General features: G+C 45.0%; 16 protein-coding genes and 1 pseudogene. 4 read left to right on the top strand and 13 right to left on the bottom strand.

What is annotated here, in order from left to right:
• Positions 1-30 precede the first annotated feature (30 nt).
• The 3 genes from MHH63_RS02020 to MHH63_RS02010 are packed head-to-tail and all read right to left on the bottom strand — an operon-like array spanning position 31 to position 2,940.
• A complete protein-coding gene (locus MHH63_RS02020) occupies positions 31-900 on the bottom strand; it encodes a glycine betaine ABC transporter substrate-binding protein (RefSeq protein ID WP_038573223.1) in 870 nt (289 codons plus the stop codon).
• A 13-nt stretch (positions 901-913) separates the two neighbouring features.
• Positions 914-1,747, bottom strand: coding sequence for an ABC transporter permease (locus MHH63_RS02015; RefSeq protein WP_076099393.1), 834 nt, complete (start codon positions 1,745-1,747; stop codon positions 914-916).
• Complete coding sequence (locus MHH63_RS02010; protein ID WP_036685362.1) at positions 1,747-2,940, bottom strand: quaternary amine ABC transporter ATP-binding protein; 1,194 nt, start codon at positions 2,938-2,940, stop codon at positions 1,747-1,749. The genes MHH63_RS02015 and MHH63_RS02010 overlap by 1 nt, the downstream gene beginning before the upstream one ends.
• A gap of 256 nt (positions 2,941-3,196) precedes the next feature.
• Here MHH63_RS02010 and MHH63_RS02005 point away from each other — a divergent pair, with 256 nt between their 5' ends.
• Positions 3,197-3,754, top strand: a complete 558-nt coding sequence (locus tag MHH63_RS02005) for a GbsR/MarR family transcriptional regulator (protein ID WP_036685364.1) — start codon at positions 3,197-3,199, stop codon at positions 3,752-3,754.
• 74 nt (positions 3,755-3,828) lie between these two features.
• Here MHH63_RS02005 and MHH63_RS02000 read toward each other — a convergent pair whose 3' ends face one another.
• Positions 3,829-8,808, bottom strand: coding sequence for a carbohydrate binding domain-containing protein (locus MHH63_RS02000; RefSeq protein WP_341171167.1), 4,980 nt, complete (start codon positions 8,806-8,808; stop codon positions 3,829-3,831).
• Between the two features lie 65 nt (positions 8,809-8,873).
• Complete coding sequence (locus MHH63_RS01995) at positions 8,874-9,071, bottom strand: hypothetical protein (protein ID WP_341171166.1); 198 nt, start codon at positions 9,069-9,071, stop codon at positions 8,874-8,876.
• Positions 9,072-9,376: 305 nt separating this feature from the next.
• Between MHH63_RS01995 and MHH63_RS01990 the strand changes: the two genes are divergently transcribed.
• Entirely contained in the window at positions 9,377-10,396 is a 1,020-nt protein-coding gene (locus MHH63_RS01990) for a LacI family DNA-binding transcriptional regulator (protein ID WP_076128026.1), read from the top strand.
• Between the two features lie 120 nt (positions 10,397-10,516).
• Here MHH63_RS01990 and MHH63_RS01985 read toward each other — a convergent pair.
• From MHH63_RS01985 to MHH63_RS01965, 5 genes and pseudogenes are all read right to left on the bottom strand, one after another.
• Positions 10,517-11,525 (bottom strand): annotated as a pseudogene (locus MHH63_RS01985) (ketoacyl-ACP synthase III).
• Positions 11,526-11,656: 131 nt separating this feature from the next.
• On the bottom strand, positions 11,657-12,325 hold the full coding sequence (locus MHH63_RS01980; RefSeq protein ID WP_076193402.1) for a DUF3153 domain-containing protein: 669 nt from the start codon (positions 12,323-12,325) through the stop codon (positions 11,657-11,659).
• Between the two features lie 410 nt (positions 12,326-12,735).
• Positions 12,736-13,599: an IS3 family transposase gene (locus MHH63_RS01975; protein WP_341171985.1), complete on the bottom strand. Its 864-nt coding sequence runs from the start codon at positions 13,597-13,599 to the stop codon at positions 12,736-12,738.
• A gap of 11 nt (positions 13,600-13,610) precedes the next feature.
• Positions 13,611-13,928: a transposase gene (locus MHH63_RS01970; protein WP_036683594.1), complete on the bottom strand. Its 318-nt coding sequence runs from the start codon at positions 13,926-13,928 to the stop codon at positions 13,611-13,613.
• Positions 13,929-14,955: 1,027 nt separating this feature from the next.
• Positions 14,956-16,356 (bottom strand): MATE family efflux transporter, encoded by a 1,401-nt coding sequence (locus MHH63_RS01965; protein WP_405169625.1) that lies wholly within the window; start codon positions 16,354-16,356, stop codon positions 14,956-14,958.
• Between the two features lie 159 nt (positions 16,357-16,515).
• Here MHH63_RS01965 and MHH63_RS01960 point away from each other — a divergent pair, with 159 nt between their 5' ends.
• Positions 16,516-17,397 carry an AraC family transcriptional regulator gene (locus tag MHH63_RS01960; RefSeq protein WP_076302405.1) on the top strand — a complete coding sequence of 294 codons (882 nt, stop codon included), beginning with the start codon at positions 16,516-16,518 and terminating at the stop codon, positions 17,395-17,397.
• 73 nt (positions 17,398-17,470) lie between these two features.
• On the opposite strand, the gene MHH63_RS01955 is transcribed toward MHH63_RS01960, so the two are convergent.
• The 3 genes from MHH63_RS01955 to MHH63_RS01945 form a co-directional block, all read right to left on the bottom strand.
• Positions 17,471-19,081 carry an extracellular solute-binding protein gene (locus MHH63_RS01955; protein ID WP_341171984.1) on the bottom strand — a complete coding sequence of 537 codons (1,611 nt, stop codon included), beginning with the start codon at positions 19,079-19,081 and terminating at the stop codon, positions 17,471-17,473.
• A gap of 68 nt (positions 19,082-19,149) precedes the next feature.
• A complete protein-coding gene (locus tag MHH63_RS01950; protein ID WP_036685379.1) occupies positions 19,150-20,043 on the bottom strand; it encodes a carbohydrate ABC transporter permease in 894 nt (297 codons plus the stop codon).
• A gap of 11 nt (positions 20,044-20,054) precedes the next feature.
• On the bottom strand, positions 20,055-20,930 hold the full coding sequence (locus MHH63_RS01945; protein WP_094903677.1) for an ABC transporter permease: 876 nt from the start codon (positions 20,928-20,930) through the stop codon (positions 20,055-20,057).
• Between the two features lie 503 nt (positions 20,931-21,433).
• Between MHH63_RS01945 and MHH63_RS01940 the strand changes: the two genes are divergently transcribed.
• Complete coding sequence (locus MHH63_RS01940; RefSeq protein ID WP_341171165.1) at positions 21,434-23,668, top strand: AraC family transcriptional regulator; 2,235 nt, start codon at positions 21,434-21,436, stop codon at positions 23,666-23,668.
• The last annotated feature ends 80 nt before the right edge of the window (positions 23,669-23,748 follow it).

Genomic DNA, 23,748 nt, shown 5'->3' with positions numbered 1-23,748 from the left:
CTTCACATCATAACACAGTTTTTAATCTACTTACAATTCTATACCTGCAACCCAAGCATTCACTTTATCCGGATTGCTTTCCACCCAAGTTTTAGCGGCTTCTTCTGGGGACTTCCCACCCTGAACCTCGATCATTACTTTGGCCATATCTTCTGCTGTCCATTCGAATTGATCCAGGAATTTGTAGACATTGGGCATGTCATCTTTCAGACCTTGGCGAACCATCGTGTGGATCTGTTCATCCGCACCGTAAACCCCTTTTGGATCTTCCAGATATTTCAGATCCATATTGGCGAACATCCAGTGCGGTGTCCAGCCTGTAACAACGATTGGCTCGTTGTTGTCATAAGCCTTTTGCAGTTCCTGAGCCATCGCTGCGGATGAGCTTTCAAGAAGTGTGTAATCGCTAAGATCATATTCCGCGATAGCCTTTTCTGTGGTTGTCATAATGCCGGCACCTGGCTCAATGCCGATAATGCGATTGTTCAGCTTTGCTGCCATATCACTGTTCTTCAAGTCTTCAATAGAGTTAATATCCATATAGGCCGGAACAGCCAAGCCAACCTTAGTTCCATTTAGATTTGCACCCAAATCTTCAATTTTTGCACCGTACTTCTCTAAATAAGCCGCATGGGTGCTTGGCAGCCAAGCTGCAACCATTCCATCCGCACTACCGTCTGCAACCCCAGCCCACATTGGACCAGCATCTACCTGCAGCATTTCAACGGTAGCTCCAAGCTTAGTTTCAAGTACTTCCTTTACTACATAAGTACTCGCAATTTCCGAATCCCATGCTACATATGCTAATTTTACCTTCTCTTTACTTGATGAAGAACATCCAGCAATAACAGCAATCATCATAATAACTAACAGGAATACCCCTATATTTTTCTTCTTCATTTATTTAAAACTCCTATCTTTGTTTTGGTTTTAGTGCGTTCTGTGTCAAACGGTCCAGCAGAATGGCGATAATAACGATCGCAATCCCTGCTTCGAATCCGTCTCCTGTCTTAGCCTGTGATACCGCACGGTATACATAGGCACCCACGCCCTGTGCACCAATCATCGATGAGATAACAACCATTGACAGTGACAACATAATGGTCTGGTTCACACCTGCCATAATTGTTGGTAAAGCGATTGGAAGCTGCAATTTAACTAATTTCTGAGTAGGTGTCGATCCGAAAGCATCTGCTGCCTCCACCAGTTCCTCCGAAACCTGACGAATTCCGAGATTGGTCAAGCGAATCGTTGGCGGAATTGCAAAAATAATCGAAGCAATAACCCCTGGAACTACGCCCAATGAGAAAAAGGATACTGCTGGCAATAAATATACAAAAGCCGGCATCGTCTGCATAAAGTCCAAAATAGGCGTAACTATATTTCTAACGGTATTTCTCTGCGCACATAAAATACCAATCGGCACACCAATTACTACAGCCAATATCGAGGCGGTTAGAACAAGGGCCAAGGACTGCATAGAAGGTCCCCATAATCCAAGATTATCAATCAGAAGCAGCCCAATGACCGCAAATAGTGCCATGCGCCATTTACCGATCCAATAAGACAAAGCTGCAATAAGCACGATAAGTACTAATGCTGGCAGGAAGGTAAGTGCATTTTCAATGCCAGCCACCATACCACCGATAATCGAATGGATGAAGTCAAACAGGGGCCCACAATAAGTCGTCAGCCAATTTTCCAACCACTCGAGTGCCTTTCCCAAAGGCAGTTTAGGAATGTCCATTATAATCCTCCTTCCGGTACCGCGTTGCCGGCGAGTGCGGAAAGAACGGCTCCTTTAATCACAATACCCTTCAATTTATCCGCTTCATCTACGACGGCTACAGGCAAATGTGTCTCAGATATTAATTCAAAGAAATCATTGAGTAGCGTTTCCGGTTGAACACGTGGGATTTCTCTCCGCGTTACTTCCAGAATAGATTTATTATCATTCAGTGCCTTAAGGGCATCCTCAGCTGTAATAACACCCAGAAGCTTATTTTCCTTGTCCACTACATACAGACTGAATATACCACTGTCACGCATTAATTGAAGCGCTACCCGAGGCCCGCGTTCAGGTCTGACTGTTTCCGGCTGACGCATTACATGAGCTGCAGTCAACACCTTGGACAAGTCCACATCCTCCACGAATCGCTCTACATATTTATTGGCAGGTTGGATGAGGATTTCTTCCGGTGTACCAATTTGCACAATGACTCCGTCCTTCATCAGTGCGATCCGATCTCCAATCCGCAAAGCTTCGTCTAGATCATGAGTGATAAACACGATGGTCTTCTTCACTCTGGCCTGTAATTCCAGCAGCTCTTGCTGCATGTCTTTACGAATAAGCGGATCCAGTGCACTAAATGCCTCATCCATAAGCAGGATATCCGGGTCGTTAGCAAGGCCCCGTGCCAGTCCAACACGCTGCTGCATCCCTCCACTGAGTTGATCAGGACGATGATTCTCCCAACCTTTCAGACCTACCAGATGCAAGGCTTCTGTTGCCAGTTCAGTTCTTTTCTTTTTATCTACGCCCTGAACTTCAAGCCCGTATGCTGCATTCTCCAGTACGCTTCGATGTGGAAATAATGCGAACTTCTGAAACACCATGCCGATGTTCTTCCGTCTGAATTGGCGCAGCTGCTCCGGATTCATTTTCACAACATCTTTCCCTTTAAAAAGAACTTGCCCCCCTGTAGGCTCAATCAAGCGGTTCAACAAACGAACCAGCGTCGACTTACCGCTGCCGGACAAACCCATAATGACGAATATTTCTCCTTCTTCAATGCTGAATTCGGCTTTGTTGACTCCGACTGTCAACTTCAATTCCTGAGCAATTTTTTCCTTCGACATCCCTTGCTCTAATAAAGGAATCGCGCGTCCCGCATCATGACCGAATACTTTGGTTAGTTGTTTCACCTCTATAATAGCCATGCCGTCCTCCTTCTCCCGAAATGTTATCCGGGTTTAGTTCACTTATAGTAGTTTACCGGACTATTGAAAATTCATGCAAACACCATATACGGATAAAATTTAGTGTACAGTTTTAACTTTATGAACTTTATGTATGGAATACTCTGTTTTACGCCAAATTCCTTTCTTCATGAATTCTTTACTTATGGAGGGGGATTTGATTACAATACATTGTATAAGGTTGCAGTCTATCGACCTATTCCTCAGGAGGGACATCATGAACGATTTAGAAGGGCTTACGCCCGAACAAATAGAGAAGATTAGTAAAGCCCGTGAACGTGTGATCGATTCTATCGGCAAAAACATGGATCTGTATGGCATTACCTTGTCTATTGGACATTTATACGGTTATATGTACTTCAATCAAGGTCCAGTGACACTGGATGAACTCAGTAAAACAATGGGAATGAGTAAAACGTCCATGAGTACGGGAGTCCGTACCCTTCTAGATCTGAAAATGATCGACAAAGTATGGGGGAGAGGGACGCGCAAAGACTTGTTCACCACTGTGCCTGACTGGCATCAGAACTTCAGTGATTACTTCTCTATTAAATGGAGAAAAGCCGTCGAAGGTAATATGATCTCACTAGCGAAATCACTTGCAGAAATTAACGATATGAAAAAAGAGTATAGTGACGATAGTAAACTTATGCAGCTCTTAAATACAGATGAAGAAAAAATAACTGAATCCATTAACTACTACCGCTGGTTGCTGAAACTAATAGAATCTTTTGAGAGTGGCAAAATTTTTGAATTTATCCCTAAAGAAACTTAAGTCAAACCCACAAAAAACACACAAAAAAACGACAGTGCTCCTGTAAAAAGGAAAACACTGCCGTTTTTTCTCGTTTACCCTTCGATCAAGCTTACATCATCTAAATAAATTGTACTGCCCGCGCTAATTTCACTATTCGTCTCCGTACTATTCCCATCTATAAGCCCTAGCAAAAACACCAGATGAACACCAGCGTCTGTTGCCCCATTCATGGTAAAAGTGTAGCTGTATTCGTCCATATTCTGGGTCAAGGCTACAAGCTCAGCTTCCATATATTTGGTGTAGTCCCCGCCCTTATGCTCCACAGCTACCTGAATATTGCGGTTTACTGTAGAACGAGCTTTAAACTTCAAGGTGTACGTCTTTCCCTGAACGAGCTTGAGATTTTCGTAATCCACCTGTGCGCTATAAGGGGCTTGCCCGGTACCTGTTAAGTTGATAGCAAATTCCCCCTCTTGAACAGAAGCAGTTCCGATTCCGTCAAAATACTGGCTCCAGCCCGTTGCATCTACATCGAAGGTTCCATTATCCAGGGTACCGCTTGGCGGTGTTACTGGTGGACCCCCTTGTACCTCCCTGACCACAATATCGTCAAAAGAAATCGTATGCGGTGTACTGTTAGCCGCAGGATCAGCGCCCAGCGTTTTGCCGATCAGATAATTAAGCTTCAGCGGGTTGCTGTTCGACACCGTAAATTGTGCTGTATAAGTAGCCCAATCCGCATGAATATCAAACTTAGCTTGCGCGGAAGCAGCTGAAGTATTGGAGTATTCTAACACAATTTGGCGCGGAACCGTTGATTTTGCTTTGAAGCTCACCTCATATGTTTTTCCGCCCTCCAGTGGAATACCCTCTTGGAAAAATTGTGTATGCCACGCTTCCCATCCGGCCGACGTAATCAGGATTTCAGCTACGCCATCCTTCACATTAAACGCGGAGACGCCACCTTCTCCGGACCATGTAGTCCAGCCCGTCTTATCGCTGCCAAACGAACCATTGATGACTAGATTGTTATCATTAGCTAGAATAGTCTGCGCGACAGTTGCAGTAACATAATGTTCAGCCTCAACAGTAATGGTATAACTTCCTTCTGCCGGAAATACTGCTGCTTCAATTGTGATTTTTCCCGGTTCAATAGTGTACTGCTCTGCATTAAGTGTTGTACCGTTAACCTTTACCGCCATGATTTGATTCCGCCAATTTGCATTGTCGATAAAAGTAAGCTCAATCGGCTGCGAAACTCTGTTATTACTGCTGTCGCTCAGCAGCTCCTGCGGTTTGGCCGGTGCATTTTTGATCTCAAATTTCACATTGTCAATGATAATATCATGGTTTTGAGGAATACTAATCCCCTCAACCTTCCCAAGCAGGAATTTAAGAGACAATGTATCCTTGCTGCCTTGCCGGAATTCGAATCTGTAATGATTCGTCTCCGGCGTTACCTCCAGAATATTGCTGAACGAGGCCTGATACGTACCATTTTCTACGTTCACCCCGATTTTGCGGATTACGGTTGAACTGGCATCAAATTCAACCACATAATCCATTCCAGCAGCAGCTTTCAAGTTGTTCTGAAACAACATTACAGAATAAGCCTGACTGCCAGTATTCGTAATGCTAAATTTCGCTGCTCCATCTGCAACCGTAGCGCTGCTCTGACCACCCTGCTCTGTCAACAGGCGGTCCCAGGCGCTAAACCCAAAGTTAAATTCACCATTCAGGAGCGGGTAATATATTAGCGATGGATCAAAATAGAAGCTAGTACGTATCATCTGGAAGTTATCCAGAACGACTGTATCCGCTGCCCCGTTTAACAATAATACGAATTGTCCTTCATGATCGGTTGCACCTCTAAGATTGATAAAGGTGGCTTTAATTTTTTGCTCACCTTCGCTTAAGTTAACCGGTTGTTCTGCCTGTACACTGCCGTCTTTTCCTAGTAGTTGGACCGTTCCTGTGCGTGCAGAGGAGACTGAAGCATTGAAGGTAACCTCGTAGTCCTGCCCTTGAATGAGCTGAATTCCCTTCTGAAGTAACCGAACCTCACCATTTTCACTGCCGCCAATCTGCAGCTTTAACTGGCCAGCGTCATTAACGCTTGATTCTACCGTGGCACCACCAGCTGCTTCCGTATGCCAATAACTCATCCGATTGGGTTCCCCAATATCGAAAGTACCATTGTACAGATGATTACCGTTGGCCAGCGGTTCCTTCGCACTATCATGCGGGAATTGAATATTCTCAATCTCTTCTAATCTGACATTACCAAACCATACCGGTGAAGTATTGGTACCCACGTTGAACTCGACGCGTGCAGCAATATCTGAGTTCTCCTTCATTTGAAACATCGTTTCGTAATGCGTCATCGCTGAAGTTAGATCTACCTTAAGCGATGGAGAATACGCTGCAAATCCACGAGATTCTCCACCTGTTAACCGGACGCTCATACTGCGGGACATATCGGTTTTGGCATCGAAGCTGAGTTTATAGAACCTGCCTTTAGCTATAGATACGATAGCTTGGGGTTGAATCGAATAAAAATTCCCGCCCCCACTGCTGATATCTACCTTCACATAATTGCGCTCCCCAATAGGAACGGTAGAAACCGTAGCTTCAGCCCCTGCTTCTTTATAAAGTGCCCAATGTGCGGTATTTGGGATTCCCATACCGCCATCCCCCGGCACCTGCTCCGAATAATTGTTGTTATAGACCATGTTGCCGTCTGCCAGTGCAAGCTTGGAGCCTTCTGGATAGGCTTCCTTCTCCAGTGTAACTGGAATAGGCTCGCGGTACTCACGACCTGTCAGCTCGTAGACTCTAACGTAATCAATCTCCATCGATTTTGGAAATACGGTTTCGCTAGTCGGATCACCATCAAAGTTACCGCCTACGGCCAGATTCATCAGCAAATGGAACTTCTGATTAAACGGCGCTGGATACACATTATTGGCAGGCTGCCCATTGCTGATGCTGTACCAGTCATTTTTGGTCGAATATAAATCACCATCCACATACCAGCGAATTTCGCCCGGCTCCCACTCAATAGAGTACGTATGGAACTGCTCAATCGTAGCGTTATCCGGAAATACATATTCTTTGCCGGAGTATACATTGTTCGGCGCCATACCGCCGTAATGAATCGTCCCCGCTACCGTGTCTGGACGACTGCCCCAGCCTTCCATAATATCAAGCTCACCGGAAGCAGCCCAAGTCCCGTACACATCGTTCTCCGGCAGCATCCAGATCGCCGGCCAGTACCCTTTTCCAGTAGGTGCTTTGGCCCGAATTTCAAATTTCCCATATTTCTTACTAAACAACCCTTTAGTCTTAATCCGTGTAGAAGTATATTGTTTGCCAGCTTTTTCTTCTTTGTGGGCCGTAATAATCAGGTTACCGTCCTGTTCCTTTACATTCTTCTCATCGTTGGTATACCACTGCTTCTCATTGTTTCCCCAACCTGGATTGTTGTATTGCGATCCATCTCCAAGGTCATAGGTCCACTTTGTGGCATCAATGTCTCCATCATCAAACTCATCCCCCCAAACCAGTGTCCACGGATCAGTGGTTGGTGTTGGCGTGGCTGTGGGTGTTGGCGTTGGTGTTGGTGTTGGTGTTGGTGTTGGTGTTGGTGTTGGTGTTGGTGTTGGTGTTGGTGTTGGTGTTGGTGTTAGCGTTGGTGTTGGTGTTGGTGTTGGTGTTGGTGTTGGTGTCGGTGTGGCTGTTGGTGTCGGTGTGGCTGTTGGTGTCGGTGTTAGTGTCGGTGTTGATGTTGGTGTCGGTGTGGCTGTTGGTGTCGGTGTCGGTGTGGCTGTTGGTGTTGGTGTTGGTGTTGGTGTTGGTGTTGGTGTTGGTGTCAGTGTTTCGGTTGGTGTTGGCGTTGCTGTTGGTGTTTCGGTTGGCGTAGCAGTTGCCGTAGGTGCCGCCGTTGCTTCAGGTGTGGAGTTTGGTGTCGATATTGGACCTACATTCCCCGAACTGCTTGGCGCTGAGCTTGCTATTGGCAATGTTGTTTTGCCAGTGTTTCCTTTTTTTAATGCTACACCGCCAATCGTTACTCCATCGGCTTTGTTATCTATTGTGGTTACGCTACCGCTGCCTTGAATTGCTGTACCTCCAGCGCTCGCAGATAGGATTAGTGCCGCCACTTGTGAATTGTTCTCCAATGTTAATTGGGTCGGACTTCCCAGTGTAAGGCTGCCGACAGTTCCAAGGATTCTTAACAAAGAACCGCTGACTGCTGAGTCTGCCGAACGAACCGCTGCAAATGTTCCGCGAAGCGAAATATTGTGAGGAACGACATTCATCTCAACATCCCCAAACCCTGCCCCGGTAAGATCGCTGCTTTCTTCTAAGATTGCCCCAGATAGCAGCTGCACTGTACCCACAGCTGTCGACCCGCTGGCATAAATCCGAACCTTACCATTAGGCTTGGCTACTTGAAGCAGTCCAAGAGAAGTATGGTATAAGCCGATACTTTGCTCGCCGCCTCCCCGTACAAAAGTAGTCCCTGTTACCTTTACACCTTCAAGCTTTGCATTCCCGTCAGCTATCCCCTCGGTTAGATAAAGATTACCTTGGATGACCGTGTCTTTAAGAATCACATCAGCCCGATTAATGACTACATTGCCCTTAACTGTTCCTAGTGAAGTCTCTCCTGATTTCAGGAGGAGTCCCGAAACCATTCGATCAGCCAACTGAGCTAACTCTGCACGGGTGATCCCACCATCTGGCTTAAACAAACCTCCAGGATATCCTTTTACAAAACCTGCACTCGATAGAACAGCTATTGCTTTTGCGGTTTCATCGCTGACTCCGTTCAGATCGGTGAATGCTGCTGTACTGCTTTTGTCTGCATTGAAACGAAACACTTTCTCCAATGCTAACGCCGCCTCCGCGCGCGAAAGTGCTTTTGAAGGATAAATATTGTTCTTCTGATCACTGCTTAAATATCCAGCTGCAATCCCTTTGGCTATATCATTTTTATACCAGTCTGTAGCCTGGACATCAGCGGGAACCTTATCCGATTGCTCCTGATAATTAAATATACGATTCATAATAGCTGCGAATTCTGCCTTCGTGACTTCCTTACCCGGACGAAACGACCCGTCGTCATATCCGCTTATGATCCCATTTGCGCTCCAACGCTGTAATGGCCTGCGGCCCAATGACTTGGAGATACATCGGTAAACGCTTTCAATCCATTGATTGGTTCATTTTCCACTTTCGTTGCCGCTGAAGCATTCATGCTCCCAACCGGTGATAGCAGCCCGGTGACAAGGAGCATAGCAGCAAGCGCTGCTGTGAAATTCCTTTTCATCCTAAACATCACTCCTCGAATTTCGTAATATTCGTAATTCAAGCGAAAAATCGAAATCGGTTTCGACAATGCTATTGTTGCTTAGTTTTCTATTTTTGTAAAGATATAATTTTGAATTTTTTTACATAGATTATTTTGAATAAATCTGCATAGTGAAATATATATTTGACTTGTTTCGGCAATAATAATAGACTGAAAATAATTGAATTTTCATTCACCCTATTCATAATAACTCGCAAATAACCGCTCTAGAACAGTCTTTTTCTCAAATTTCAACTATTTAGCGGAGGGTGGCTTTATTAACTATGAATATCAAAATGATTGCCGAAATGGCCGGCGTTTCTGTCTCGACTGTTTCGAAAATTATGAACAATTACAGCGATGTTTCCGAAAAAACCAAGCAAAGAGTTTTGGAGATCATCGAACAAACCGGATATTCACCTTCCAACTCCGCCAAGACACTCGCAACTAAGAAGTCGAATCTGATCGGGGTTATTTTTGCTGGCGAGCTTAATGTCGAATTTACCCATCCCTTTTTCGTAGAAGTGCTAAATTCCTTTAAAAAGCAGATGGGCGTTCTGGGCTACGATCTCATTTTCTTTTCCAACGAGAAATTCATCAGCAGCGGCGATTATTTCGCTCGATCTGTTCATTTTAATGTGGATGGATGTGTCATTATTTCCGGGCAAAAGATGGAGCCTACCATCCGCGATCTGGATATGAGCAGTATTCCTTGTATCGGGGTCGACCTTGAGCTAAAGGGCAAAAAATCTGGCTTTGTGATGTCAGATAACTTTCAGGTTTCTTCCAAGGTCGTGGAGCATTTTTATCTACTTGGCTATAGAGAGCTTGGATTTATCGGAAGTGCAGCGGATTCAGATATTTCTAACTTGCGGGAATCTGGATATGTCAAAGCTATTGAAAGCTTCGGCCTCACTTTGAACCGTCAGTGGTTTGTTCATGGCGACGATTTCTTTGAGCCCAGCGGTTATACGGCTATGCAGCAATTAATTCAAGCCGGAAATTTACCAAAAGCCATTTTTGCGGCTTCTGACTTGCTGGCTCTGGGAGCCATCCGGGCTTTGAAAGAACACGGCCTCAGCGTTCCTGAAGATATTGCAATTATCGGTTGTGACGACATTGAAGCCTGTAAATATACCAGTCCAAAACTGTCGACCATCCGCCAGAACAAAGAACGGCTTGGCATCCTCGCTGCTCATATGCTCTATGACTTGATTAACAATCAGTCTGGCGGTGGATCGTTTGTAGTGGAGCCTGTGCTTATTGTACGTGAATCCTGTGGCAGTCAATTAAATACTCAGTAATCAAAAAAAAGACAACAGCCAAGGTAAGCGGGTTTCCGCAAACGGCGTTGTCTTTTTTTGATTAACCGAAACGTTTCGTTATAAACATTCATTGGACATCAACTCGCCAAATTCCACCTCTTAATATGGAGTAGGTATCCCTACCTGATGATCCAAATTCAACTCAATCAATTGCCCCGCCTGGGTCAATCCGGCACCAAAACCATACATCAGGATCTTTTGTCCATTTTGTACTTTACCCTCGCGGATGCCCAAATCGAGTCCTAAAGGAATCGTGGCAGCAGAAGTATTGCCGAAATTCATAAGACTGTGCAGCACCTGCTCCAGCGGATAATTTAATCGCTCACAAATTGGCTCAATCATGCGCATATTAGCGCTGTGTGGAATAAACCAGTCTACTTCCTCCAGAGTTACCTCCGCTTTTTCAAGCAGCTGTTGCACACCTAAAGGAACCGTTCTGACCGCCCAGCGAAACACTTCACGTCCGTTCTGTACCAGCATTTGTGTATCTACCAGCTCAATATTGTTTACAGTATGGGCAAGCCCCGTACGGTACACATGATGTGCCCCACCGCCATCTTGCCAGCTGGAAGCCCAAAAATCCCGTCGACTGCTCATCACTTTCCACAAGTACAGCTCCCGCTCCGTCCCCAAAAAGAATACATGTACTGCGGTCAGTATAATCCGTAATCTTGGAGATCGTATCCGCACCAATAACCAGGACCTTACGATGCATTCCTGAAGCCACATAACTGTGAGCAGTATGCAGTGCATAGACAAAACCCGCGCATGCTGCGCTCAAATCCATAGCACCCGCAGTCTGTGGAATGTTAAAACGATTTTGAATCAAAGAAGCTACTGAGGGAAAGGAAAAGTCAGGTGTGCTCGTAGCTACCAGGACCATATCGACATCCTGAACGCTTTTTCCATAACGAGTCATAAGATCCTGCACAGCTGCTGCACATAAATCACTTGTATACTCATCCTGCCTACTAATTCGGCGCTCACGGATTCCGGTCCGTTGTACAATCCATTCATTATTTGTATCTACGATCTGCTCCAGATCGGCATTAGTCAGTCTTTTGGCTGGGACATAGGTTCCGATAGCGGTAATTTTTGCACCTGTCATTCCAATCACCTCTTCATTTAGTATCTGATATTAGTACTTGGTACTAATTATAACTCTGTGCCTGCTAAAAAGTAAAGAAGGCCGGTAAAGCATCTTAGCTTCCCGGCACTTCCTAAACCTTACGAACCCACTTAGAAACGTTTTCTATTACGCTGCTTTCTTTTTCTGACAAACAATATAATCGCAGTTACAATAACCACCACTAAAATGATAAGCACAATCACGATATTCCATACATTAGGCACATAAACCTGCATTTGAATTGGCTCTGTATCCGCTAGTGTAACATTCCAAGTAAGGGTTCTGCCGTCCTCCACATTTGCATTATTGTCTCCATATAAATCCACAGGTAACGTTAATTTAAAGTCGAAAGCCATGTTTTGCAAAAACGCCCGAATAATCGGCTTCGATAAGCTGAGCGATCCCATATTATCCATTATGGTGTCTATGTAACTATTTAATTTGGGCTTCGCCTCAACATCATATTTGGTATAAAACCAATAATCTTTGGTATCTAATTTCAGGTCCACAATATCCAAGTCACCAGAGAGTGCTTTCATTTCCTCAAAAGAGGCATAAGATTTCATGAATTCATAGACTGTAGATTTTCCATCTTGGCTTTTCTCTAGCTCAATCCCCTGATCTTTAAGTTTGTTTACCAGAGCATCTTCCATTTTTCCGCTAATCAACGCTTCTGCCCGCGAATTCACTTTCATATTCACTGCAAAATCTACGCTTCCATTCTTATTCACTGTGACATGCGCTGTTCCTTTAGAACAGCCTGATAATAGTACAAGCATTAAGAGCAGCCCTAGTAACGAAAACCCTCTCCATTTTGACAACAACATTTCCCTCAAACCCTTCACTGACATGTATTTATATAACGGCTACCCATTCTATAAAGGCTACCTCATTTATATCATAGAATCAAACTCTATATGAATGAATAATCAAATTTGAGGACCGTCAAACTTAAACTTTATACGCGCATAAAAAAGAGGCCCTCACAGAAGTAATTACTCATGAGGTAACCTCTTTCAAAAAAGCATCAGCAAATTTGATGTTACTTGGAGTGCTCGTTGTCGCTTGGGTGCACGGTGTTACTTGGACTTTCAAAGTCGCTTTCGGACTCCAGAGCCGTTATTTCCGCACAAACGTCTCTTTTCATAAGCTATCGGACTGGATGGACCTCTGTCAAGAAAGTGGACAGTCACGCAACAGACATTCTAGTCAATTGCTCAGCAAAACGAACTGGAGAAAGATACCCCAGCGCGCCATGCATTCGCTTGCGGTTATAGTAAAACTCAATATATTGAAAAAGTGTCTGGTAGGCTTGCTCCTTAGTTTTGAATCGTGGATTACAATAAATGAGCTCCTTTTTCAAAATGCTGTGCCACGACTCGATACAGGCGTTATCATAACAGTTACCTCTGCGGCTCATGCTGGACTCCATGCCATACGCTTTCAACTGCTTCGTGTATTCATGAGAAGTATATTGAGAACCTCTATCGGAGTGATGTAATAGACCCTTTTCCGGTTGTTTAGCTTCGTAGGCATCTTGTAAAGCGCCCGAAATCAAGCTAGTTTCCATATGGTTCTCCAAACGCCACCCCACGATTTCGCGCGTGCAAAGGTCCATCACACTAGCCAGGTACAAGCGCCCTCCCCGGCAAGGAATGTACGTAATGTCGGTAACCCATACTGAATTGGGTTTGAGTATTTTAAATTGCTGGTTCAGCGTATTCGGGGCAATCGGATGGTCATGATTGGAGTCAGTGGTCTGTACCCGATACGTTTTGGAGACAATGGAGCGAAGCTTCATATGTCGCATGTACACACTCACCGTGCGTTCGGTAACGGTATAACCTTCTTGATGTAACAGGCGGGTGATCTTCGGACTCCCATACCGCTTTTGATGGTCTGTAAAATGATACTGAATTCGCTTCATTATCGCAGCCTTACGAAGCATATGCGTACTGTTTTTTTCTGTCCGCCACTTGTAGTACCCGCTCCGTGACACATGTAGGGTCATGCACATCTTCTCCAAGAGAAACTCGGAGCGATGTTTTTCAATAAACTGGAATCTCAGTTCCTTGGTTTGCTGAAGATGTGCACTGCTTTTTTTACGATCGCTAATTCCTCTTCCACATCGGCAATCTTGTTATCTTTTTCTTGAAGTTGACGGCTCATTTCTTTCAACTGTGCCTCGAGTTCTCGTACTCGATCCACGCTAGCTGCCGGTTCATTCTTTAATTCTCGATACTGGCTCATCCATTGATGCAGGGTACTTTTTGGGATGTTGAGCTCTTCCGCCAAGTCGCCCACTGTCTTTGTTTGCTCTTGAATGAACTGCACTGTCTGTTTTTTAAATTCTTCGTTATACCGTTGTCGATGTTCTCCCATGTGAACACACCTCCGTGGACTCATTATCGCCAGTCTGTTAACTACTGTCCACTTTTTATTCTAGCTTCACCAGTGTCACTATTGACGCAAAATCACCCCATTATGAGCCATTTTACGAGGAATAGCGCCTCTCCAGTCCGAAACTATCCGGAAAAGGCTCTAAATTAGCAAATAGCGGCATCTGAGTCCGAAAGCACAACGCCCTCCCTCCCGCAACCGCCCTACCGCCCCTAAACTAATCAATTTTTAAGTCACAGAGTTGCTCTATGTTACTTGAAGTGCTCGTTGTCGCTTGGGTGCACGGTGTTACTTGGACTTTCAAAGTCGCTTTCGGACTCCAGAGCCGTTATTTCCGCACAAACTCCTCTTTTCATGGGCTATCGGACTCCAGAGTCACTATTGGTGCAAAACGACCCCATTATGAGCCATTTTACGAGGAATAGCGCCTCTCCAGTCCGAAACTATCCGGAAAAGGCTCTAAATTAGCAAATAGCGGCATCTGAGTCCGAAAGCACAACGCCCTCCCGCAACCGCCCTACTGCCCCTAAACTAATCAATTTTTAAAGCCACAGAGTTGCTCTATGTTACTTGAAGTGCTCGACGCTACTCGGGATGCTTAATGTTACTTGAAGTGCTCGTTGTCGCTTGGGTGCACGGTGTTACTTGGGCTTTCAAAGTCGCTTTCGGACTCCAGAGTCATTATTGGTGCAAAACGACCCCATTATGAGCCATTTTACAAGGAATAGCGCCCCTCCAGTCCGAAACTAACCGGAAAAGGCTCTAAATTAGCAAATAGCGGCATCTGAGTCCGAAAGCACAACGTCATCCCTCCCGCAACCGCCCTACCTACCGCCTGCCCGCAACCACCCCACTACCGCCCTCCCACAGCCTCCCTACTATCGCACTACTGCAGCACTACTGCAGCACTACTACCACCCTACTGCCGAAACAAAAACACTACTCCACAAACAACGTCCTACTCTAAAACCACTCCATTGCCCATCAAGCTGGGCTTATAGAGTCCCGCTTATGTGGTTAAAGAGGCGCTTCTTTTCCCCGCTCCATGTAGTGAAGCATTCTCTTCACTCAAGCCGGTGTCCGCTTGGCGGAGAACCTTTCGCCCCCTCCAGCGCGCCAAAACAAGCAAACCTCTCACCAATTCGTCGGCTATCATACAACAATAGATACCTATGAGTCCCCAGCCGACGCTGATTCCTAACCAATAGGAGCAGCCCACGCCAATGAGGGACATAGACACGATGGAAGTATACATCGTATAACGCGTATCCCCGATGGCATTCAGCGCGTTGCCGAGGGCCATATTCAGCATTTTGGAGGGCTGGAGCAATAGATTTAGAGCTAACAAAGAAACCCCGATCGCAATAATTTTCGGATCAGATGTGAAATAACCGAGCAGCTGTTTTCCGAACAAGAATAATAACAACATGTTAGCTGACACAATACTCAAACCAATGAAGAGTGTACGATATGCACTGCGGTAAGCTTCTTTCAGTTTGCCTGCTCCGAATAAATGAGCAATCTGTATCTGCCCCGCCAGCGCAAAAGCATAACCAAGCGTGAAGCAAAAGGACTCCAAGGTGTTAAGATACGTGCGTGCTGCTAACGCTTCGGCTCCAAGTGCAGCCAGAAAGGAATACACAATAAGCTGGGAGAATACCCAACAGGAAGAATTGATCCCCAGCGGCCAGGCAATCTTCAGAATTTGCTTGAACAGCTTCCCATTGAATATACGGAAATCTCTAAGTCTAACCTTGATTTCGAAAGAACGCCGGAATAAGGAATAGAGAATAATCACTCCGACCAGTCTACTGACAATACTGGAGATCGCGATGCCCGCAAGGCCTAGCTGTGGCAGACCGAATACACCAAATATAAAAATATAGTTCAGAATTATATGGATGACATTGATTATAATCCCTGTGTACATCGGCCCTTTGGTATTCCCTGTGTTCCGGATAGCGGTACCGAGGGAAGCGATCATCCCGACCATAAAAAGTCCACCGCCGACATAGGAGATATAGACATTCGAAAGTGATAATAGTTCCGGTGCTATATTTAGAACCCCACCAATAGGGCCCGCATAGAAAAACAACACAATACTCACGACAATCCCCAACACGAGGCTAACCGATACTCCCATAATAGCAATCGTGCGCGCTTCACCAAAACGTTTGGAGCCCATTCTCTGTGCGATCAGAATCCCCGCTCCACCCGCAAATGTTGTAAAAAGTGTGGTCAATGCACCGAACAATTGATTGGAAATGCCGACTACGGCGACTGCATCATCAGAGATACGGCTGACCATTAATGTATCTACCGTACCCAGCAGAGTCTGTAGAAATACCTCTATAAATATAGGCCAAGCCAATACCCAGAGTCCAAAACCCTGTCTTTCTTTTTTCACTATACAAACCCTCCTCGTAAACCATACCTATAGACTTAGCCTAAAAAATAACATCTTTATTCATTAGGTCAGACTAAATTATAGATGATATACTTTGGATGATGGTACAGATTTCAAACCAATTATTACATTATTCCAACCTCACTAAAAGGAGCTTCTGACATGAACATCTTGAACTTCACCGTTCCTCCGTTGCTGTACTACATTGTGAGCGGATTCCATACTTTCTCCCCCGGCCATTATCATATGAGCCGCCATAATACCCGGGTGTTCGATATGCTTGTAGTTAAACAAGGCTGTTTATATATGAGTGAAGGCGGTCTCCCTTTTCAAGTAAAAGCGGGTCAGGCGCTCTTGCTTCGTCCAGACAGCCATCATTTCAGTACGGATAGCTGCAAGGAATCCACCTCTTATTATTGGCTGCATTTTCAAACGGTGGGCGACTGGAATATGACCGAGGATACGGCTGCTGCGCTTGAGAAAGATAACGTCAAAATAGAGAACTCCCTGCAATCTGACGAATTTGATATCCGGCCGTTTAGCTTACGCTTGCCTCAATATACAACTCTGCTACAGCCGTCCAAGATGGAAGAGCTGCTCTCGCAGCTGAATCAGCTTGTGCCTAATTCCCATTTAAGCGATACTCCATTTCAGCAGCAGCTGTTGTTTCAGGAGGTTATTCAGCAGTTATCCGCCTCCCTCAGCCATGAGCGCCCCTCGCCCTCCAAAATATGTGCAGAGCAAGCGGCCTCCTATTTACGCAGCCATTTTCGTGAGCATATCACTGCGCAGCAGCTCGGGGAAAGTCTAAGCTTTCACCCTGTATATATCGCTCGTTGCATGAAGAAGGAATACGGCTGTGCGCCGATGGAATATCTGCTGCATTATCGGATTCAGCAAAGTAAACTTTTGCTGATGCAGACTAGCTACACGATTGCCCGTATAGCCGAGGAAGTCGGCTTCAATCAGGCCCCTTACTTCAGCTCCAGCTTTATTCGAATAGAAGGAACCACTCCACGGGAATTCCGTCAACGTTTCTCGTAAATCTGAGTACGTTAAAGAACACAAAAAAAGGGATGCTCCCTGCCATTTGGCTTAGGGAACATCCCTTGCTGTTTTATTTCAAACCCTTCTCCTGCACATAAGCATCCCATTGCTTGATATATTCGGTCTGGATTTTCTCAAGGCCGGCTTGCTTAGCCTTTTCCATAAAGGTGGCTAAACCCGCATCAACATCCTCTACTAATCCAGCTTGCAATGGATACAGGTATTGCTTTTCCACCTGCTCTAGTGCTGCTTTTTCCGCCTGATAGGAGGTATAATCCTCAGCAAAACCTGTGAAAATATCCGGCTTCTGAATTTTGTCGAGCTCAGCGAAAATTTCCTTCACACCATCATAGGATTTATCAAATAGCATGAACTCCGGATTCCGCCAGGCCCAGCCATTCATTCCCTCGCGTGTAAAACCGTTCGTTGAAGCATCTCCAATAAGTTCATAGTAACCGTTCGCATCAATTTTATAGTTCTTTCCTTCCACACCGTATTGTGTCAGCTGATTATAACGTTTATCCATGACCATTTTTTCATAGAAGGCCAGTGCACGTTCAGGGTTCTTGCTGCTCTTCGGAATGGCGAAACCATTATGAATAGGATGAACTGGTGTTGCATAACCAATGGTATTGCCATAAGGATAGTAACCTAGATCCCAATCCGGATGTGCTGCTTTCACCTTCATCAACGTATCGTTGAAGCGAGTCGGATTATCTCCGAAGATGCTTGCTGCCTTGCCCGCGATAATCGGAGCCTGGATGGTATCCTTCAAGTTCAGGACGTTTTTGGAAATCAATCCGTTTTCCTGCCAGCGTCTCATCGTCAGCAGCTCTTCTTTATGTTCCTCCGAGCCCCAATACAGATAAGCTTTTGAAGGATCATCGTACTTAATACCAATACCATAAGGCAGGGGACTGCCGACCTGTGCGGTAAGTGTTGAATATACATCATGAATGTTACCTCTTACATCACTGTTAAAAGAAGCAGGCGACATCTGAGGTTCATTTTTCTTGATTCCTTCCATGTATGCTTCATAGCTAGCCAGATCTGTCGGCTGAGGCAGATTGTATTTCTTGCGCAGATCCTCACGCCATACGAAGCCGTTCGTTACATACTCCTTATAAGTCGCTGGAACGGTGTAAATCTTGCCATCAATCTTCACAGCATCCCACATTTCCTGTGGTACGAATTGCTGGAGTTCCGGGGCAGCTTTAGGCAGCAGATCATCAATAGCTAAAAAAGCTCCCTTTTTCGCATAAGCCTGATATTGTGTCCAGTCCGCAGTGAAGATCAGATCGATTGATTGACCCGACGACAGCAGCAGCTTATATTTCTGATCCCAATCTGTCCAGGTTGTATAGTTGAATTTAACGGTTGCATTCAGATCCTCTTCAGCCATTTTGTTAATTTCCGCTTCAATGCTTGAGAGGTCCTTCGGCGCATCGCCTAGCATATAGAATTGCAGCTCGACCTTTTTGGAAGTGTCCAGTCCGGTCTTCTCCTCAGACCCTGCGTTCGTACTTTGTGCTGTGTTTCCTCCGCTATTGCTCTCTTTTACCGCCGCATGGTCTCCGTTTGCAGAATTAGAATTCCCCCCGCAGCCTGCCAGTAGCGTCATGCCCAGTACTGACGTAAGCAGAATAGACATGCGTTTGCCCCGTTGTTTATTCATCTGAATCCTCCCTTTTCACTATGCTTCTATGTTAGCCGACTGTACCTTTACCCGGTAGTGGGCAGGTTGCGGTTCTAACCTTTTACAGCGCCGATGGTTAGGCCTTTGACAAAATAACGCTGAACGAACGGGTACAGAAAAAGAATAGGTCCCGTCACGACAATTGCCATCGCCATTTTGGTAGACTCAGCAGGGACCTCCGTAGCCAGTGACACCCCGGTTCCCGCCCCCATCTGTGCGATAAACTGTGCTGAATTGATAACATTGTACAGATAGAACTGCAGCTGATATTTATGCGTATCATTGATGAACAGTGAAGAGGTGAACCAGTCATTCCAGTAATACAAAGCCAGAAACAAACCGACTGTAGCGATGCCCGGCATGGAAAGCTTGAGTACAATCTGCCAGTAAATCCGGAAATCACCAGCCCCGTCTATTTTTCCAGAATCGAACAATTCCTCAGGAACTGCTGATTTGATGAAGTTTTTCATTAAAATGATCAAAAATGGCGTCATCAGACCTGGAAGCACCAGTACCGCATAGGAATCCAACAAACCGAGGTATTTCGTAATCATGATGTACCAAGGGACAAGTCCTCCCCCAAACAAAGTCGTAAAGTATATATAGAAGGAAAAGCTATTTCGATATTTGAAATCTTTACGCGCCAGTACATAACCCGCCATAGTCATGAAAAAAAGTCCCATTACCGTTCCAATCGCAGTTGTGCTGACTGTGACCGCATATGCCCGCAGCACCTCATCCGGGAAGATGAATACCGTCTTGTAGCCCTCCAGTGAGAACTGTGCCGGAATCAGATGATAGCCATCGCGAATAATGGACTCATTGCTGGTCAAAGATGCAGAGATAATTAGCAAAAAGGGCAGCAGGCAAGCGATCGATAAGCCAATAATGACCACATAGGCAATCCAATGAAGCATTCGCGTATATTTATCCTTTTGAATTTTCATTTCTTATCCTCCTAGAACAGGGCGTAGTCATCGTTTATTTTGCGGATAATGTAGTTGACCGTCATAATGAGGACGAAGCCGAACAAGGATTGATAGACCCCGGCAGCCGTTGCCATGCCCACATCAAAGGTTACTTTAAGCGAACGGTATACATAGGTATCAAGGATATCCGTCGTATTGTAGAGCAGCCCGTTATTGCCTATTAATTGATAGAAAAGATCGAATTGGCCCTTCATAATACTCCCGAGCGCAAAGAGCAGCAGCACCACAAAGGTTGATTTCAGCATCGGCACCGTTATATACCAAATCCGCTGGAAAATATTAGCACCATCAATTTTGGCCGCTTCATAATATTCGTCACTAATCCCCGTAATCGCCGCCAGATAAATCACCATGCTGTAGCCAAGATTTTTCCATAGATAAAAGATAATGATCAGAAAGATCCATGCCCAAGGTTTACTGTAAACGTCGACCGGATCAAGGCCAAATTGGGTAAGCATTGTATTTAAGAAACCGCTGTCATAATTAAACAAGTTGTAGACAATTACGCTGAGAATTACAAAAGATACGAAGTAAGGCAAAAACATTACTGATTGGCTAATCTTTTTAAACCATTTTCCATTGAGCTCACTCAGCAGGATCGCACAGACAATTGCCAGCACATTTCCCAGTACAATAAAAGCAATATTGTATCCTATCGTGTTCATCGTGAGCTTCACCAGCGTACCGGATCTCCAGAGGAACTCGAAATTCTGTAATCCCACAAACTTGGAGTTGAACATGCTGCTGTTGAAGTCGAATTGAGTGAACGCATAATAGATGCCTACCATTGGAAAATAGGAATTCACCAGAAAAAAGATCAAGGTGGGCAGCAGCATCAGAAACATTACCCGATTGTGCACCAGCTCATACAACAATCCTTTCTTCTTTCTTGTCGTTCGTAAGCGTGCTCTACCATCAGCCTGGATGCCAAGTTCGACGTTTGAAATTCCTTTGGATGAGGTTTGGCTCAAGATCTCTCACTCCCCTTAATATAGAAACTGCATAATTCCACTATAGGGGGATTCTTCTGAACACAGAAGTGAAGCTTACAAGCCTTACTGCACAAACTGGCGAAACAGGAACTGAACAATCAGGATGTTTATGTAAAAGTCTTCGGAGACCCACTGAGCTTCTCAAGCTTCGCTAACTCCTTATAATCCTTGTAGAAAAGACTGTTTTGTACACGAATATTTAATTTGTTCACTCCCTTCAGATTGGAAAAATGCAGGATTCTAAGGTTGCTCCACTGTTCTGTTCACTCTTGGGGACTTATAATAAAGGAACTTCATAATATGAATTCATCCAGAGTCTTGTCCGAGTAAGTCATATGATGATCAGGGGGGACGGTATGAAGAATAATGATCTACGGAGAAAAAGACTACTGTATGGCAAGCTGCTCACCACCATAACCCTGTGCATATCGTTAACCCTTCTTATCTCTACTTTTGTTTACTATACGTACTACATCGGCGTCGAGAAGACGCAAACCTTTCGCTCCGATCTAAGGGATCTGACCCAGACTGGCAAAAAAGTGGTCAACATGGCTGAAGTCGCGCAAACGCTTTCATTTCAACTGTATCGAACCAGCACGATTTCTCATCTGTTGTTCTACAACAAGCCCTCTATTTATGAGGTAACCGCGGCGATGTCCGATCTCGGAAACTACTTAAATTCCATGCCTTATATTGAATCCATCTATGTATATAATCCGAATAATGACACGGTTTATATTTCGGCAGCACAGGGCCAGAATGGCGTATTCACCACCCGCGAACTGGTGGACACTGAAATTATTCAGATGCTGAATCATTATCAGGATTACAAAACATTTACGCCGATTCCGCGAACCTATTCCATAGATGAACCTGAGAAAAAAACCATCTCAGTCTATACTTACCTTTGCTATGATGCGATCAATTGGGACCGCTCTATTAACTCTGCGGTTATTGTTAACATATCCGCGGCTTGGATCAATAAAGAACTGGCTAGCGGCAATACACCCGGTAGTGGCAGTACCTACATTTTGGATGACCAAGGCCGTTTTCTGTCGGGGAATAAGCTGACATTGGAGAAGCTCTCCGGGGATGAAAACAGTTGGCTGGAGCATCAAGTAAAAGCACGTTCTGCCGGCTATTTTACTGCCCCTTTTAGAGGGAATAAATCACTGGTGTCCTATACTTCGCCCGATTCGCTTGGCTGGCAATATGTGCGCATTACTCCTTATGAGGTAATTACTGAACAGACCAATCATATCCGCAATACTACGCTTCTGATTTCTTTAATTATTTTATTGTTCGGTCTTGTTATTTCTAGGGTACTGTCCAAACGGCTTTATCTGCCGATTGATTCGATCGTAAGCCGAATGAACACCCTTGAGGCAGATAAACGCAACAGCATGTTCACGATCAGGCAGAATTCATTACGCAATCTGGTGCTTGGCATTAAATCTCTTCATAACAGCCGGCAAAATGATGTTCAACAGCTGGGTATTTCTTTTAATTTAAACGAGGGCTACCGGCTAGTATTACTACGCATTGATGAGTACGAAGCTCTGCGAAAGGAACGAGGCTCTTATCTCCTTCCGTACAAGTTTGCCATCATGAATATTGCCTCAGAGATCTGTGGACAGACTTATCAGGTGGAAACTGTAGATATGAATGACGATAGTGTAGTCATGTTGCTTAGCAGCATGACCTCCACTGAACATCTGGATACCGAGCTAATTGAAGTGCTGCTGCGGCAGATCCGCGTGGCCTGTTGTGATTATCTAAAAATCGGACTGTCGTTAGTGTACAGCCCCATCAGTGATAATCCAGATGTACTAAACCGGCTGTACAGTCAGGCCAGAGAAGCTTCCAAACATAGACTGTTTTATGGTCATGGCAGCCTGATCAATGCTGAGCGCATTAGCGAGCTTCAGAACAATCTTTACTCCTACCCGGCTGACAGCGAAAAAAAGCTGGTCGATGCGCTCACAAGTGGCAGAACAGACGAAGCCCGCAGTCACTTCTCCGAAATGGTACGTGAAATGGAGCAATATCCCTATCATGTGCTGGAACTTACTGTTTCAAGGGTGACGCTAACGATTAAACGAATCGTCGATAACATCAAGAAGCTTAGTCCTACCTCCACCGAAGGGATGATGGTGATGCCTTCGCTTGAACATTATGAAACGATAGAAGAATTTGAAGCGGCTTTTTACCAGCTTTTCGAGCATATTCAGGAATTCCAAGCGGATAAGCGCAGCTCCAAGCAAAGCGATCTAATCCGGCAAATCAACCAAACCATTCAGCAATCTTACACGGACCCTTGCTTGAGTCTGAACCAAATTGCCGATGAACTTAATATGTCTCCAATCTATGTCAGCAGACTTTATAAGCAGCAGACCCTAACCACTATTGTGGATGTCATTATGGAGGTACGGATGAAGGAAGTATGCCGCCTGCTTGTAGAGAGTGATTTATCGGTATCGGATATCGCTGAAGTAACTGGCTTCACCAGCAGTTCTTATCTCCACCGGATGTTCAAACGCAACTTCAGCCTTACACCAATAGAATTCAGACGGACCAAAAACAGTTCATAACATGAATCACCTATACTCCAAAACGAAGGGTGCTCCAGCAGCCATTACATTGGCCTTTGGAACACCCTTCGATATCATGT

The sequence above is a fragment of the Paenibacillus sp. FSL H3-0310 genome (assembly GCF_038002785.1).
Lineage (GTDB): Bacteria > Bacillota > Bacilli > Paenibacillales > Paenibacillaceae > Paenibacillus_AQ > Paenibacillus_AQ odorifer.
Note: the sequence above shows the minus strand (reverse complement) of the source record. Positions and strands in the feature narration are given on the sequence as shown.

Excerpts from the sequence above, each read along its gene's own strand:
- MHH63_RS02020 (WP_038573223.1), bottom strand. The coding sequence starts at position 900 with ATGAAGAAGAAAAATATAGGGGTATTCCTGTTAGTTATTATGATGATT.
- MHH63_RS02015 (WP_076099393.1), bottom strand. The coding sequence starts at position 1,747 with ATGGACATTCCTAAACTGCCTTTGGGAAAGGCACTCGAGTGGTTGGAA.
- MHH63_RS02010 (WP_036685362.1), bottom strand. The coding sequence starts at position 2,940 with ATGGCTATTATAGAGGTGAAACAACTAACCAAAGTATTCGGTCATGAT.
- MHH63_RS02005 (WP_036685364.1), top strand. The coding sequence starts at position 3,197 with ATGAACGATTTAGAAGGGCTTACGCCCGAACAAATAGAGAAGATTAGT.
- MHH63_RS02000 (WP_341171167.1), bottom strand. The coding sequence starts at position 8,808 with ATGAATCGTATATTTAATTATCAGGAGCAATCGGATAAGGTTCCCGCT.
- MHH63_RS01995 (WP_341171166.1), bottom strand. The coding sequence starts at position 9,071 with ATGAAAAGGAATTTCACAGCAGCGCTTGCTGCTATGCTCCTTGTCACC.
- MHH63_RS01990 (WP_076128026.1), top strand. The coding sequence starts at position 9,377 with ATGAATATCAAAATGATTGCCGAAATGGCCGGCGTTTCTGTCTCGACT.
- MHH63_RS01980 (WP_076193402.1), bottom strand. The coding sequence starts at position 12,325 with ATGCTTGTACTATTATCAGGCTGTTCTAAAGGAACAGCGCATGTCACA.
- MHH63_RS01970 (WP_036683594.1), bottom strand. The coding sequence starts at position 13,928 with ATGGGAGAACATCGACAACGGTATAACGAAGAATTTAAAAAACAGACA.
- MHH63_RS01960 (WP_076302405.1), top strand. The coding sequence starts at position 16,516 with ATGAACATCTTGAACTTCACCGTTCCTCCGTTGCTGTACTACATTGTG.
- MHH63_RS01950 (WP_036685379.1), bottom strand. The coding sequence starts at position 20,043 with ATGAAAATTCAAAAGGATAAATATACGCGAATGCTTCATTGGATTGCC.
- MHH63_RS01945 (WP_094903677.1), bottom strand. The coding sequence starts at position 20,930 with ATGTTTCTGATGCTGCTGCCCACCTTGATCTTTTTTCTGGTGAATTCC.
- MHH63_RS01940 (WP_341171165.1), top strand. The coding sequence starts at position 21,434 with ATGAAGAATAATGATCTACGGAGAAAAAGACTACTGTATGGCAAGCTG.